Source organism: Microbacterium sp. HSID17254, assembly GCF_003989315.1.
Classification (GTDB): Bacteria; Actinomycetota; Actinomycetes; order Actinomycetales; family Microbacteriaceae; genus Microbacterium.
On sequence record NZ_RBLT01000033.1, the window covers coordinates 25352 to 39324 of the forward strand.

General features: G+C 71.8%; 15 protein-coding genes. 12 read left to right on the forward strand and 3 right to left on the reverse strand.

Features of this window, described 5'->3' with window-relative positions:
• The first annotated feature begins 35 nt into the window (after positions 1-35).
• From D8M34_RS14500 to D8M34_RS14525, 6 genes are all read left to right on the forward strand, one after another.
• A complete protein-coding gene (locus tag D8M34_RS14500; protein ID WP_025103867.1) occupies positions 36-458 on the forward strand; it encodes a nuclear transport factor 2 family protein in 423 nt (140 codons plus the stop codon).
• A gap of 33 nt (positions 459-491) precedes the next feature.
• Positions 492-1658, forward strand: a complete 1167-nt coding sequence (locus D8M34_RS14505; protein ID WP_102208187.1) for an ABC transporter substrate-binding protein — start codon at positions 492-494, stop codon at positions 1656-1658.
• A gap of 116 nt (positions 1659-1774) precedes the next feature.
• Positions 1775-2635 (forward strand): ABC transporter permease subunit, encoded by an 861-nt coding sequence (locus tag D8M34_RS14510; protein ID WP_025103865.1) that lies wholly within the window; start codon positions 1775-1777, stop codon positions 2633-2635.
• Complete coding sequence (locus D8M34_RS14515; protein ID WP_126894341.1) at positions 2622-4394, forward strand: branched-chain amino acid ABC transporter ATP-binding protein/permease; 1773 nt, start codon at positions 2622-2624, stop codon at positions 4392-4394. The genes D8M34_RS14510 and D8M34_RS14515 overlap by 14 nt, the downstream gene beginning before the upstream one ends.
• The gene (locus D8M34_RS14520; protein ID WP_126894342.1) at positions 4391-5083 is read left to right on the forward strand and encodes an ABC transporter ATP-binding protein; all 693 of its coding nucleotides are present in this window, start codon (positions 4391-4393) and stop codon (positions 5081-5083) included. Before D8M34_RS14515 ends, D8M34_RS14520 begins: the two co-directional genes overlap by 4 nt.
• A 111-nt stretch (positions 5084-5194) precedes the next feature.
• Complete coding sequence (locus tag D8M34_RS14525) at positions 5195-5845, forward strand: HAD-IA family hydrolase (RefSeq protein ID WP_202976267.1); 651 nt, start codon at positions 5195-5197, stop codon at positions 5843-5845.
• A gap of 27 nt (positions 5846-5872) precedes the next feature.
• Here the strand turns inward: D8M34_RS14525 and D8M34_RS14530 are convergent, their stop codons facing one another.
• The gene (locus tag D8M34_RS14530; protein WP_126894343.1) at positions 5873-6907 is read right to left on the reverse strand and encodes an aldo/keto reductase; all 1035 of its coding nucleotides are present in this window, start codon (positions 6905-6907) and stop codon (positions 5873-5875) included.
• A 118-nt stretch (positions 6908-7025) separates the two neighbouring features.
• Between D8M34_RS14530 and D8M34_RS14535 the strand changes: the two genes are divergently transcribed.
• Positions 7026-7583: a TetR/AcrR family transcriptional regulator gene (locus tag D8M34_RS14535; RefSeq protein WP_025103860.1), complete on the forward strand. Its 558-nt coding sequence runs from the start codon at positions 7026-7028 to the stop codon at positions 7581-7583.
• A 7-nt stretch (positions 7584-7590) separates the two neighbouring features.
• Here D8M34_RS14535 and D8M34_RS14540 read toward each other — a convergent pair whose 3' ends face one another.
• On the reverse strand, positions 7591-8406 hold the full coding sequence (locus D8M34_RS14540; protein ID WP_071327385.1) for an SDR family NAD(P)-dependent oxidoreductase: 816 nt from the start codon (positions 8404-8406) through the stop codon (positions 7591-7593).
• 53 nt (positions 8407-8459) lie between these two features.
• Positions 8460-9209, reverse strand: coding sequence for an SDR family NAD(P)-dependent oxidoreductase (locus tag D8M34_RS14545; protein ID WP_126894344.1), 750 nt, complete (start codon positions 9207-9209; stop codon positions 8460-8462).
• A gap of 243 nt (positions 9210-9452) precedes the next feature.
• On the opposite strand from D8M34_RS14545, the gene D8M34_RS14550 reads away from it, so the two are divergent.
• The 5 genes from D8M34_RS14550 to D8M34_RS14570 form a co-directional block, all read left to right on the forward strand.
• The gene (locus D8M34_RS14550; protein ID WP_071327387.1) at positions 9453-10907 is read left to right on the forward strand and encodes an APC family permease; all 1455 of its coding nucleotides are present in this window, start codon (positions 9453-9455) and stop codon (positions 10905-10907) included.
• 39 nt (positions 10908-10946) lie between these two features.
• Positions 10947-11786 carry a molybdenum cofactor biosynthesis F family protein gene (locus D8M34_RS14555; protein WP_126894345.1) on the forward strand — a complete coding sequence of 280 codons (840 nt, stop codon included), beginning with the start codon at positions 10947-10949 and terminating at the stop codon, positions 11784-11786.
• Between the two features lies 1 nt (position 11787).
• Positions 11788-13431 carry an amidohydrolase gene (locus D8M34_RS14560; protein WP_126894346.1) on the forward strand — a complete coding sequence of 548 codons (1644 nt, stop codon included), beginning with the start codon at positions 11788-11790 and terminating at the stop codon, positions 13429-13431.
• A 25-nt stretch (positions 13432-13456) separates the two neighbouring features.
• Positions 13457-13813, forward strand: coding sequence for a YidH family protein (locus D8M34_RS14565; protein WP_085606759.1), 357 nt, complete (start codon positions 13457-13459; stop codon positions 13811-13813).
• 13 nt (positions 13814-13826) lie between these two features.
• A partial coding sequence (locus D8M34_RS14570) for a DUF202 domain-containing protein (protein WP_148113059.1) occupies positions 13827-13973 on the forward strand: 147 nt, incomplete at its 3' end.

The window sequence follows — 13973 nt, forward strand, 5'->3', positions numbered from 1 at the left end:
CGACGGGATCAGGGACCCGGAACGAAAGAGAGCACATGAGCAACGCAGACCTCATCCGCGAGCACTACGCCGCGAACGACCGGGGCGACCTGGACGGCATGCTCGCGCCCTTCGCGGCCGACATCGAGTGGACGGAGGCCGCCGGGTTCCCCTACGCCGGGACCTACATCGGCCCGGACGCGGTCGCCGAGAACGTCTTCGGCCGCATCCAGGAGGAGTGGGACGACTACACCGTCGCGATCGACGAGGTGGTCGACGGCGGCGACGTCGTGGTCGGCATCGGCACCTACTCCGGCACCTACAAGCGCACCGGGCGGTTCTTCGCCGCCCGGGTGGCCCACGTCTGGCGCGTGGCGGGCGGCGAGATCGTCGCCTTCGAGCAGTTCACCGACACGGAGCTCGTGAACCGCGCCCTGCGTGCGCCGTCGACGAGCACCGACACCCAGCCTTCGAGCTGACAGCACGACCCGAACAGGAGAGGCAGGAAGCACATGAACAGACGAGCATCCGGCACCGCGGCGGTCATCGCCGTGGCCGCCCTCGCTCTCGCCGGCTGCGCCGGTGGCGACGGAGCCGGGGGCGAGGGCGCCCCCATCGTCGTCGGCTCCGTGAACACGATCAGCGGTCCGGCGACGTTCCCGGAGGCCTCGCAGGCGGCCGCCGCCGTCTTCGACGCGTTCAACGAGGAAGGCGGCCTGGACGGCCGAAAGATCGAGTACAAGATGCTCGACGACAAGGGCGACCCCGCCACGGCCACCGCCTCGGCGCGGGAGATCGTGGGCAGCGACGAAGCCGTCGCGCTCGTGGGCTCCGCGAGCCTCATCGAGTGCGAGATCAACGCGAAGTACTACGAGCAGGAGGGCATCCTCTCGGTGCCCGGCATCGGCGTCGACACGGGCTGCTTCGACAGCGAGAACATCTCGCCGGCGAACGTCGGCCCGTTCAACGACATGACCCTCACGCTGCAGTACGGCTCCGAGGTGCTCGGACTCGACGACATCTGCATCCTGCTGGAGATCGCCGGCTCCACCCGTCCGACCTACCAGGCGGCGATCGACACCTGGACCGAGATCACGGGCAAGGAGCCGAAGTACGTCGACGACACCGTGCCGTACGGCGCCTCCGACTACACGCCCTACATCGTCAAGGCGCGCGATCAGGGCTGCAAGGCCCTCGCGATCAACCCGGTCGAGCCCGACGCGATCGGACAGGTCAAGGCCGCGAACGCGCAGGGCTGGGACGACGTGACCTGGCTCTACCTCACGAGCGTCTACAGCGAGAACTTCGCCGACGCGATCGACGACGCCGGTGCCGGCATCTACGTCCCCGCCGAGTTCTACCCGTTCACGGACGACAGCGACATCAACGCGGACTGGCGGGCGCTGATGGAGGAGAACGACATCCCGCTCACCTCGTTCAGCCAGGGCGGCTACCTCGCGGCGACGTACTTCATCGAGGTGCTGAAGAGCATCGACGGCGACATCACCCGGGAGAGCGTCTCCGAGGCGCTGAAGGGCATGGACCCGATCGAGAACCCGATGGTGGGGACGCCCTACGCCTTCGGCACGCAGAACACCGCGGGCTGGCCGATCATCCTGAAGTCGGGCACGAACGCCTGGGAGAAGGTCGCCGACGACTGGCTCCGGATCGGCGAATAGTCCCGCGCTTCGACAGGCTCAGCGACCCACCCGGGGTCCCGCGCTTCGACAGGCTCAGCGACCCACATCTGGGTCCCTGAGCCTGTCGAAGGGCCCCTCACCAGAAAGGACGCCTCATGCTCCAAGGCGCCATCGCCGGTCTCGCCGCCGGCGGCCTCTACGCCGTCCTCGGCGTCTGCCTCACCCTCATGTCGCGCCTCGTGCGCGTGGTGAACTTCGCCCAGGCCGCGACCGGCATGTTCGGGGCCTTCACCGCCGTGTGGTTCGTCCGAGAGATCGGGCTGCCCATCTGGCTGGGCTCGATCCTCGGCGTCCTCGTCGCGGGCGTGCTCGCCGCGGCCATCGGGTTCATCGCCGCGACCTGGCTGTCTGAGGCCTCGACGACGACCCGCTCGGCCATGACCGTCGGTCCGCTCCTGCTGCTCATCTCGCTGTCGTTCATCCTGTTCGGCAACAAGCCGCAGCCGTTCACCCCGATCATCGCCGGCCCCGCGTTCTCCTTCGGCGGCGTGGTGATCAGCCAGGTCACCGTCGCGACGGTGGCGATGGCCGTCGTCACCGCCGTCGCCGTCCGCATCGTGCTGCGCCGCACCCGGGTCGGCACCCAGCTGCGCGCGCTCTCGGAGCGGCCGACCACGGCGGAGCTGCTCGGCATCCGCTCTCGGCCGCTGTCGATCGCCGTCTGGTTCGTCACCGGGATCATCAGCGCCATCGCGATCATCATCGTCGCGCCCTCGCAGTCGAACGACGCCACGAGCCTGTCCATGCTCATCGTCCCGGCTGCGGCGGCCGCGCTCCTCGGCGGCTTCCGCCGGCTCGACCTCGCCGTCGTCGGCGGGCTGCTCCTCGGCGTCCTCGGCGGACTCGTCGCGCAGATCGACGAAGTGGCGCTCGTGCGCAACTTCCTGCCGTTCCTGTTCATCGTCGTCCTGCTGCTGTGGACGCAACGCAAGGAGGTGTGGGATGCCGCTCGCTGACCGCCCCTGGTTCCGGATCACCTGGCCGTTCGCCGTCGCCGTCGTCGGCATCGGCGTCGGCGCGCTCCTCAGCGCCGCCCTTCCCGGCTACTTCGTCTTCCTCGCGATCAGCGCCGTCACGGCCGCGATCGCGATCCTCGGCCTCGGCATCGTCACCGGCTCGGCCGGCATGATCGCCCTCTGCCAGCTCACGTTCGCCGCGGTCGGGGCGTGGATCGTCTCGCTGCTGAACGTGATGCAGGCGCCGGGCGGCTTCCTCGTCTGGCTCGTGCTCGGCGGTGTCGCGGCCGGTCTCGTCGGCATCCTCGTCGGGCTCCCCGCCCTGCGGCTGCGCGGGGTGAACCTCGCGGTGGTGACGCTCGGCTTCGCCGCGGCGGCCGACGTCACGCTCGTGCAGATCCAGTTCCCCGGCTCCGCGGACGGCATCGCGATCGAGCGCCCGGCGCTGTTCGGGAGCGACCGGGAGTTCTTCTTCCTCTCCATCGTCGTGCTCGCCGTCTGCGGTCTGGCGGTGTTCTTCCTGCAGCGCGGACGGTGGGGCGCGAGCTGGAAGGCCGTCGCGTTCTCCGAGCGGGGCACGGCCGCGGCCGGGCAGAGCGTGCGCACCGCGAAGCTCACGGCGTTCGCGGTGTCGGCGGCCCTCGGCGGCATCTCCGGTGGGCTGCTCGCCGGACAGGTGCAGCTCCCCTTCGCTTCGAGCTTCACGCCGCTGCAGTCCCTCGCCCTGTACGTACTGGCCATCATGTCCGGCGCGCACCTCATCGACATGGCCATCTTCGGCGGACTGCTCTGGGTGCTCGTGCCGGAGCTGCTCAAGCGCTGGGGCGTGCCGCAGGACTGGGGCTTCGTCGTGTTCGGCGTGCTGGGGGTGCAGGCGCTCACGAGCGGCACGAACCTCGGCCAGGGCATCCGCAACCTCCTGTACCGGCGGGCCGACCGGCGCACGGCCGGCGCGGAGCTCACCGCGCTCCCGCCGGACGCGGGAACCGATGCGACGGCGATCACCACGACCACGACGGCCACCGTCGACGAGGCGGCCCTCGACGGCGCCCCGGTGCTCACGGTCGACGGCCTGACCGTGCAGTTCGGGGCGCTCAAGGCCCTCGACGACGTCTCGTTCACGGTGCCCGCCGCCTCGATCATGGGGCTCATCGGGCCGAACGGCGCCGGGAAGTCGACCTTCGTCGACGCCATCAGCGGCTTCCTCCCCCAGCACGAGGGCCGCGTGCTCCTCGGCGACCGCGACCTCGCCGGGCTCTCCCCCACCCGGCGTGCGCGACTCGGACTGCGACGGACCTTCCAGCAGGACCGCGTCCCTCCGGCGCTGACCGTGGGTGGCTACGTGCGCTTCGTGGCCAGACGGCGGCTCGCCGCGGCGGACATCGACGAGGTCCTCGCGTTCTTCGGGTGCCCGCCGGCCCGGGCGCGCCTCTCGAGCGTCGACGTCGGCACCCGGCGGCTCGTGGAGGTCGCAGCGAACGTCGCCGCCCGCCCGCGCCTGCTCATCCTCGACGAGCCCGCCGCCGGCCTCTCGCACGAGGAGCATCTGGCGCTCGCTGCTCGCCTGCGCGAGCTCCCGGGGCGCTACGGTGTTGCCCTCATCATCATCGAGCACGATCTCGACCTCGTCCGCTCGGTGTGCCCGACCCTCACGGTCCTCGACTTCGGCCGCGTCCTGGCGAGCGGCCCGCAGGCGGAGGTCCTCGCGAACCCCGACGTCGTCAAGGCGTACATGGGAGAGACGGAGCTGCTGAAATGAGCGCACTGGTGCTCGACGGCGTCACGGTGAGCCGCGGTGCCGGGCCGGTCATCTCGGACGTCTCGCTGCGGGTCGCCGGGGGCGAGGTCCTGGCCCTGGTCGGCCCCAACGGGGCGGGCAAGACGAGCCTGATCGAGGCGGTGTCCGGCGTGACGCCGCACTCGTCCGGGTCGATACTGCTGGACGGGGAGCCGATCGACCGGCTCTCCCGCGTGGCGCGGGCCCGGCGCGGCATCGTGCACATCGAGCAGGGGCGGGCCGTGTTCCCGTCGCTGACCGTGCGCGAGAACCTCTCCCTCACGGCACGCACCGCCGGGGAGATCGAGGCCGTGCTGGCGCAGTTCCCGGAGCTGGAGAAGCGCATCGACTCCCCCACGGCGCTGCTGTCGGGTGGGGAGCAGCAGATGGTGGTGCTGGCTCGGGCGTTCGCGGCGAAGCCCCGGGTGCTGCTCATCGACGAGATGTCCCTGGGCCTCGCGCCGGTGGTGTTCCTGCGCCTGATGCCGATCGTGTCGTCGATCGCGGAGTCCGGGGTCGCGGTGTTGCTGGTGGAGCAGTTCACGCAGCTCGCGCTCGGTCTCGCGCAGGAGGCGGTGGTCGTCGCCGGCGGCCGTGTGTCGTTCCAGGGTGCGCCGCAGGCCCTCCAAGACGACCCCGCCCTCCTCCACCGCGCCTACCTCGGGGGCTGACTCCCCGTCGACCCACCCCGTTGCGTTCCTCCCGGCCCCTTGCGTACGTGCGCAAGGGGCCGGGGCGCACGAAAGGGGGTGGGTCGACGGCGTGGGGGTTAGCCTGAGGGAGTGACCGAGATCCTCCACGCCCGCGCCGCCCTCCTCGACATGGACGGGACCCTCGTCGACTCGACCGCCGTCGTGGAGCGCCTCTGGCTCGCCTGGGCGGAGCCGCACGGGATCGACCCGGAGACCGTGCTCCGCACCGTCCACGGGCGCCAGGGGCACCAGAGCATGGCGATCCTGCTCCCCGAGCGCGACAACGCGATCAACCTCCGCGAGAACGAGGTCATGCTCGCCACCGAGGCCTCCGACGTGGACGGTGTGATCGGCATCCCGGGCGCCGAAGAGCTGCTCGCCGCGCTGCAGCCGTTCCCGCACGCGGTGGTCACCTCCGCCAACGTCGCCCTCATGACCGCGCGGATGGGCCAGGCCGGGCTCACGGTCCCCGAACTCGCGGTCACCGCGGAGAACGTCTCGGCCTCGAAGCCCGATCCGGAGGGCTTCCTCCTCGCCGCCCGCACCCTCGGCATCGACCCCGCGGACTGCGTCGTGTTCGAGGACTCCGGCGCCGGCATCCAGGCCGCCCACGCGGCGGGCATGCGCGTGATCGGCATCGGTCCGCACGCGGGAGCCCACGCCCCGACCGTGCACGTCGACGACCTCACGCACGTCGCCGTGGTCCCGACCGACGAGGGCTTCGAGCTCCGCATCGACTGACGCGCGGGGCCCGAACCACCCCGCCGACTAGGCGGCGGAGCGGTCGGCGGCCGGACGCCGGCGGAGCACCGGCTCGAGCACCGCGGGCGGGTTGTACTGCTGATCGAGACGACCGACATCGGAGCCCGGCGGGACGATCTCGTCGATGCGGTCGAGCAGCTCGTCGCTCAGCGCCACGTCGACGCCCTCCAGCAGGTCGTCGAGCTGCTCCATCGACCGCGGCCCGATCAGCGCGCTGGTCACGCCGGGATGCGCGATCGCGAAGGCCATCGCGAGGTGCGTCATCCGGATGCCGCTCTCCTCGGACAGGGCGACGATCTGCTCCACCGCGTCGATCCGACGCTCGTCCTGGTTGTGTCGGAACATGGTCGCCCTGGCGAGATCGGTCTGCTGTCCCTTCCGGAACCGCCCGGTCAGCATGCCGCCGGCGAGCGGGCTCCAGACCAGCGTCCCCAGGGCGTACCGCTGCGCGACCGGCAGGACCTCGCGTTCGATGCCGCGGTTGAGGATCGAATACGTCGGCTGCTCCGTCCGGAAGCGCTCGAGCCCGCGGCGCTCGGACGTCCACTGCGCCTCGACCTGCATCGAGGCCGGGAAGTCGGAGCTGCCGATCGCGCGGACCTTGCCGCTGCGGACGAGGTCGGTCAGGGCGGAGAGCGTCTCCTCGAGGTCGACGCCGTCGTCGGGACGGTGCGCCTGGTAGAGATCGATGTGGTCGGTGCGGAGCCGACGGAGCGAGTCCTCGACGGCGCGCATGATCCAGCGGCGGGAGTTGCCCCGGCGGTTGGGGTCGTCTCCCATCGGCCCGTTGAACTTCGTGGCGAGCACGACGTCGTCACGGCGCCCGACGAGCGCTTTGCCGAGGAGCTCCTCGGACCCGCCCTGCGAGTACCGATCGGCGGTGTCGATGATGTTGATGCCGGCGTCGAGGGCTCGGTGGACGATCCGGATCGAGTCCTTTTCGTCGCCGTTGCCGATACGGCCGTCGGTGCCGAGCATCATCGCGCCGAGCGCGAACGGGCTGACCCGGATGCCGGTGCGGCCGAGGGTGCGGTAGTGCATGAGCGGTTCCTTTCGTGGCTGGCATCCCGTCGTCCGGTGTCCTATCGTTGACCGAAGCGGAACGCTCTTCCGGAAGCATACGGAACGCTGTTCCGTTTATGCAACCCTCGGAGGATCCATGCGCGCCGACGCCCGCCGCAACACCGACGCCCTCATCGACGCCGCGCGCGAGGTCTTCGCCACCGACGGGGTCGATGCACCCGCGAGAGCGATCGCGGATCGGGCCGGCGTCGGAGTGGGCACGTTGTACCGACGATTCCCCCAGCGCTCGGATCTGGTGGTGGCCGTGTTCCGCACCGCGGTGGATGCCACGGAGCAGGCGGCCGCCGAGCTCGCCGCCGCGCACGCGCCCGACGAGGCGCTCGCCCTCTGGCTGCAGCGGTTCACGCAGTTCATCGCGACCAAGCGGGGGCTCGCCGCTGCCCTGCACTCCGGCGACCCCGCCTTCGAGGCACTGCCGGCGTACTTCACGGCTCATCTCGGGGGCGCCCTCGACGGCCTGCTGCGCGCCGCCGAAGCGGCCGGGACCATCCGCGCCGACGTCGACGCCACGCAGCTGCTCTACGCCGCGGCGAACCTGTGCCAGTCCGCAGGGTCGGAGGAGCAGAGCCTGACCCTGGTCGGACTGCTCGTGGACGGCCTCCGCTACCGCGCGACGGCCGCCGCCCGCCCCTGACCCGGCGCTACATCCCGGCGTGGTCGAAGGCGATGGTCGGCACGTCGACCACGTGCGACCCGCCATCCGCCACGATCACGGCGCCGGTGATGTACGACGACTCCCCCGACCCGAGGAACCGCACGACGGAGGCGATCTCGGCGGGCCGCGCCGGGCGGCGCAGCGGCACGTCGGCGGTGACCGTCGCGTACCCCTCCTCGCGGGAGCCGAGACCGGCGTGCGCCGCGAACTCGTCCATCTCCTCGTCGGCCATCGGCGTCTGCACCCACCCGGGGCAGATCGCGTTGACGCGCACGCCGTGGCGCCCGTAGTCGCGGGCGAGCGTCCGGGTGAGGCCGATGAGGGCGTGCTTGCCGACCGTGTATCCGGCCACCGACGGCCCCGCGAAGAGACCGGCCAGCGAGGAGACGACCACGATCTGGCCCTTGGCCTCGATCAGCGCCGGCAGCGCCTCCCGCGCCATCACGAACGCGGTGGTGAGGTTGGCGCGGATCGCAGCGTCCCAGCTCGCGTCGTCGGTCTCGGCGACCGGGGAGAACCCGTGTCCCCCGGCGTTCGCGACGAGGACGTCGATGCGGCCGAACCGCGCGAGGATCTCGGCGATCGCGGCCTGTGCCGACGCGGTGTCCGCCGCGTCCGCGACGACGGGGAACGCCCCGACGGCCCGCTCGACCTCGTGCAGCGGCTCGGGGCGGCGGCCCACCACGACGACGTGCGCCCCTTCGGCCGCGAACCGCTCCGCGACCGCCGCGCCGATGCCCGTGCCGCCTCCGGTGATGACGACGACGCGTCCGGAGACGCTCGATCCGACCACGGTTGCCATGTGTGCTCCTGTGTGTTCTGCGCGCGTGCGCGGTGGGGCCGGACGCGGGTGCGTCAGGCGGGGAATCCCGACCGGGCGGTGTACCCGAAGTCGCTGAGGAGGGTGGTGCCGTTGACCGCCCGGCTCCGCGGGGAGAGGAGGTAGGCGACGTGCGCGGCGACCTCGTCGGCGCTCTGCACGGGGAAGGCGGGCTCGTCGAACACCGCGGCGCCGAGGTCGCCCCGGCTCATCGGGGTGTCGACGATGGACGGTGACACCGCGTTCACCCGCACCCCGGTGCCGGCGAGGTCGACCGAGAGCGCCCTTCCGAACTGGACGAGCGCCGCCTTCGACGCGGCGTAGGGGGCCATGCCCGGGGAGGCCACGACAGCCGAGTCGCTCGCGAGCAGCACGACGGATCCGGCGGCGGACTCCCGGAGCGCCGGGATCGCGTGCTTGAGCAGGAGGAACGCTCCGGTGACGTTCACGGCGAGGACGCGGTTCCACGCCTCCAGGGCGGTCTCCTCGATCGGCGTCCCGACCGGGCCGGAGATCCCGGCGCAGCAGACCACCGCGTCGAGACCACCCAGCGCGTGGACACCGGCGGCGACGGCGGCGGCCACCTGCTGTTCGTCCGTGACGTCGGCGGCGAGCAGCACCGGATCGATGCCGGCCTCCCCCGCCGCGTCCCGGAGCGCGGCAGCATCCCGGTCGAGCAGCGCGACCCGCACCCCCTCGGCCGCGAGCGCCCGGGCGACGGCACGACCGATGCCGGAGGCAGCCCCCGTGACGAGGGCCGTCGTGCCGTCGAGCTGCAGGTCCATCGCATCCTCCGACCGCGGCCCGGCGCCGCGCGGCGCCGACGAGACAGCGGTGTCGTCCCGGTCATCCTGCTCCGCGGTGCGGAGGGCCCGCACGCTCGACGCCGGGGTGTGCGCGGTGGCACCATCGTCCTTCGCTCACGGTCAAGCGTCGGAACGGGGCGGCGAGCAGACTCGCTCTATCGACGATTCCCCTCGTCGTCGATGCCGTGTCCACACGGCCGTCACCCGAGCAAAGGAGCCGACGTGGCAGAGCAGACCTCCGCACCCACGACGCCGCACCACACCTCCCTCCGCCCCGGCGCCCTCGGCGTCGCGGGCATCGTGTTCCTCGTCCTCGCAGCGGTCGCGCCGCTGACCGGGATCGTCGTCGTGGCCTCCCTCGCCATCGCACTGGGCAACGGCGGCGGCACCCCGATGTCGTTCTTCCTCGTCGCGGCCATCCTGCTGCTGTTCGCGATCGGCTACGCCCAGATGTCGAAGCAGCTCGTGAACGCCGGAGGCTTCTACGCCTTCGTCGTGAAGGGCCTCGGCCGCACCGGCGGACTCGTCGCGGGCCTCATCGCGACGCTCGGCTACAACTTCTTCGTGGTCGGCACGATCGGCACCAGCGGCTTCTTCATGCAGACGATCATCCGCGACCTCACCGGGCTCGACGTGCACTGGCTCGTCTGGGGCCTGCTGTCGATCGTCGTCTGCTTCGTGCTCGCCCGGATCGGCGTCGACTTCAGCTCGAAGGTGCTCGGGGTGTGCCTCGTGCTCGAGGTGCTCATGCTCGTCGTGTTCGACATCTCGGTGCTCGTGCAGACCGGCTACGACGTGGCGGCGTTCAGCCCGGAGGCGGTGTTCTCCGGCTCGCTGCCCATCGGCCTGCTGCTCGCGGCGACCGGATTCCTCGGGTTCGAGGCCACCGCGCTCTTCAGCGAGGAGGCCAAGCAGCCGCTGCGCACGATCCCGCGGGCGACCTACACCTCGATCATCGCGATCGGTGTGATCCTCGGCGTCACGACCTGGGCCGTGGTGAGCGCGACCGGCGTCGCACAGGCGCAGGCCACGGCGCTGGAGCACCTGCCCACGGGCGACCTCATCTTCTCGCTCTCGCAGCAGTACCTGGGCGGCCCGCTCACGACTGTGATGATGGTGCTGCTCCTGGTGAGCCTGTTCGCGGCGATGCTCGCCTTCCACAACTCGGCCACCCGCTACCTGTACTCGCTGGGTCGCGCGAAGATCCTCCCGCAGGCCCTCGCCCGCACCCGCCCGAACGGCGCCCCGCAGCTCGCGGGCATCGTGCAGGCCGGCTTCGCGGCGATCGTGGCGATCCTGTTCGCCCTCGCCGGTGCCGATCCCATCGTCACACTCGTTCCCGCGATGCTCGGCTTCGGCACCCTCAGCGTGCTGATCCTGCAGGGGCTCGCGGCGATCTCGATCGTCGTGTATTTCCGGCGCCGGAACGACCCGCGGTGGTGGAGCACGTTCATCGCTCCGGGCATCGGCTTCCTCGGCATCGCGGCCATCTCGATCCTGGCGATCGTGAACTTCAACATCGTGGCCGGCTCCGAGGAGCTCGCGATCCGCCTGATGCCGCTGCTGCTCGTGCTCGCGCTGATCGGCGGCATCGTCTACGCCGCGTACCTCCGCCGTGCCAAGCCCGCCGTCTACGACGGTCTCGCGACCGACCTGGAGCGGTTCAGCGACCGCTGACGCCCGCGCCGACCCCGTTCTCCGAAGGAAGGAAACCCCATGACGACCCTCAACCCCGCCGACACCTCCACCTGGCTGCCGCTCGAAGGGCTCGCCCCCGGCTTCGACGCCAACAAGGCCCCGCACACCACCGCCCTGAGCGGCCGCGAGATCGCCGTCGTCGACGCCCGAGGCACCCGCATCGTCCACCGCTTCGACGACTCGACGGTGGCCTGGGAGTACCAGCCCGGCGCCGAGGACCCGACCGAGGCGGCGTCCGACACCGACGACTACGAGGCGTTCGAGGTCGACGACGAGCTCTACTTCGTGCAGTTCCACCACCGCTACCTCCCGAACGAGGCCGTCTCGCTCGTGCTCGACCTGCGGCACGGACGCTCCCTCGCGGTGATCTCCGAGATCCTTCCCGCGCCCGAGCAGGGCCGCACCCGCGTGCAGCACCACTTCGCCCCCGGCACCATCGAGGGCGCCGACGTCACCGGCGCCGAGGCCGCCCCCACGACCACGCTCATCGGCCGCCGCGTGGAGTGGGTCTACAGCGAGGAGCACGCCTACGAGCACGTGTACCTCTCCCCGCGCTGGTACTCGTGGCAGTGCCTGGCCGGTCCGGAGCGCGGGCTCGCCGACACCGACGAGAACAGCGTGTGGGAGGTGCGCCCCGGGATCTACGTCTTCGCGTGGCGCGAGAAGGTGATCCCGTGCGCCTCGGTCACGATCGCCGACCACCGCGACGTGAACGCGATCCGCTCCCACGGCGTGCTGTTCGGTCTGGACGAGACCGGTGAGGTGCCGACGCACTTCACGTTCGGCGCGCACGGCCGCCTGCTGTCGACCACCCACCACACGCCCGCGCTCGAGCCCGCGACCTTCGGAGACGCCTGACATGACCGACGTCGCCGACCTCCTCGTCACCGGCTCCGTGATCCGCACGTCCGACCGCGCCCGTCCGCGCGCCGAGGCCTTCGCCGTGCGCGACGGACGGATCTTCGCCGTCGGCGACCGCGCCGACGTGGAGGCGTTCCGGGGCCGCCGCACGCGGGTCGTCGAGGTCGGCGACGCGGCCGTCTACCCCGGCTTCGTGGACGTGCACAACCACCACGCGCTCGCCGGACGGACCGAGCTCTTCGAACTGTCGCTCGCCCCCTCCCTCACGCTCGACGAGATCCTCGACCGGGTGCGGGAGAAGGCGAAGACCCTGCCCGAGGACGCCTGGATCGTCGGCGGCGCCGTGGCCACGACCCTGCTCCCGACGCTGGCGAACACCGCCACGCGGCGCCGGCTGGACGTGGCGGCGGGCGGACGGCCGGTGGCGCTCATGGAGGACTCCCGGCACAACCGCTGGGCCAGCACCCGGGCCCTGGAGCTCGCCGGCATCACGGCCGACAGCATCCCGACCTCCGGGGTGACGGTGCTCGACCCCGACGACGGCACCCCCACCGGGGTGCTCCTGGAGGCCGCGGGCATCCCGGTGCAGGAGGCGTACGACCGCAGCGGCGGACTCACCCCGGAGCAGCACGTCGCCGCGTCGCGCCGCGGCATCGAGCTGCTGAACTCGTTCGGGATCACGGCGTTCCAGGACGCGGGGGTCTCCGTCGACATCCTCGCCGCACTCGCCGGGCTCGACCGCGCCGACGAGCTGCACGCCTGGGTCGTCTCCTCGCTCCTCATCAACGACGAGATCTTCGGGTTCGACCCCATCGGCGCTCCCCTCCTCGACCGGGGCGAGGAGTTCCGCACGCCGCACCATCGCCCGGACTTCGTGAAGATCTTCCTCGACGGCGTGCCGCCCGCCCGCACCGCCTCCTTCCTCGACCCGTATCCGGCGGACCCGGTGCACGGGGCGCACTTCCATGGCGAGACGACCATGACCCTCGACGAGCTCACCGACTGGCTGCGGACCGTCGCCGCCCGCGGTCTCGGGGCCAAGGTGCACTGCACCGGCGACGGGTCGGCGCGCCTCGTGCTCGACGCGACCGCGCGCGTGCGCGCGGAGGGCTTCACGACGCCGGTACAGATCGCGCACGGGCAGTTCCTCGCGGAGAGCGACATCCCCCGGCTCGCGGCGCTCGACGTCTCCGCCGACATCTCCCCGTTCATCTGGTACCCGGGCGTCATCCCCCAGGCGCTGGCGGACGTGCTGGGAGAGCGTGCCGAGCACTCCCAGCCCAACCGTGCCCTCCTCGACGCCGGGGCCCTCGTGGCCGGCGGCTCGGACTGGCCGGTGAGCGAGTCGCCGAACACGCTCGAGGGCCTGCAGGGGCTGGTGACACGCGCCGATCCGCTCGGTCGGGCCGCGGGCACACTGTGGCCGGAACAAGCGATCTCCGCCGAGGAGGCGCTGGAGGTCTTCACGATCAACGCCGCGACGGCGATGGGGCTCGGCGCGGAGACCGGTTCCCTGACCCCCGGCAAGTCCGCCGACTTCGTGATCCTGGAACGGGATGCGATCGGCGGACCGGCGGAGGAGATCGTGCACACCGAGGTCGTCTCGACGTGGTTCGCCGGGCGCACGGTGCACGAGCGCTGAACACGACGCGCCGTACGATGGGCGCATGCGCCGCTTCCCCGCCTCCGTCTACCGGGTCGGGGACGAGCCCGATCCCCGGTTCTCCCTCGCCAACGAGCGCACGTTCCTGGCCTGGACCCGCACCGGCCTGGCGCTGATCGCGGGCGGCGTCGCGCTCGAGGTCCTCGGGCTCGATCTGCACCCGGGCTTCCGCCTGGCCGCATCGCTGCTGCTGATCATCGCCGGCACGGCCGTGGCGCCGCTCGCCTGGTTCGAGTGGATGCGGGCCGAGCGCGCCCTGCGGCAGGGACGGCCCCTGCCGGGCGCGCTGTCGGCGGTGGTGCTCGCCGTGGTCGTCGTGACGACGGGGCTGCTCGTCCTCGCCGGGGTGCTGTGGCGCTGACGGAGCCCTGCCGATGACCGCCCCCGATACTCCCGCGCCCGACACCTCGGCGCCCGATCTGTACGATCCCGGGCTGCAGCCGGAGCGCACGGAGCTGGCCTGGCGGCGCACGGCCCTCGCGATCGCGGTCGGCTCGCTGCTGTCGCTGCGGGTGTTCCCC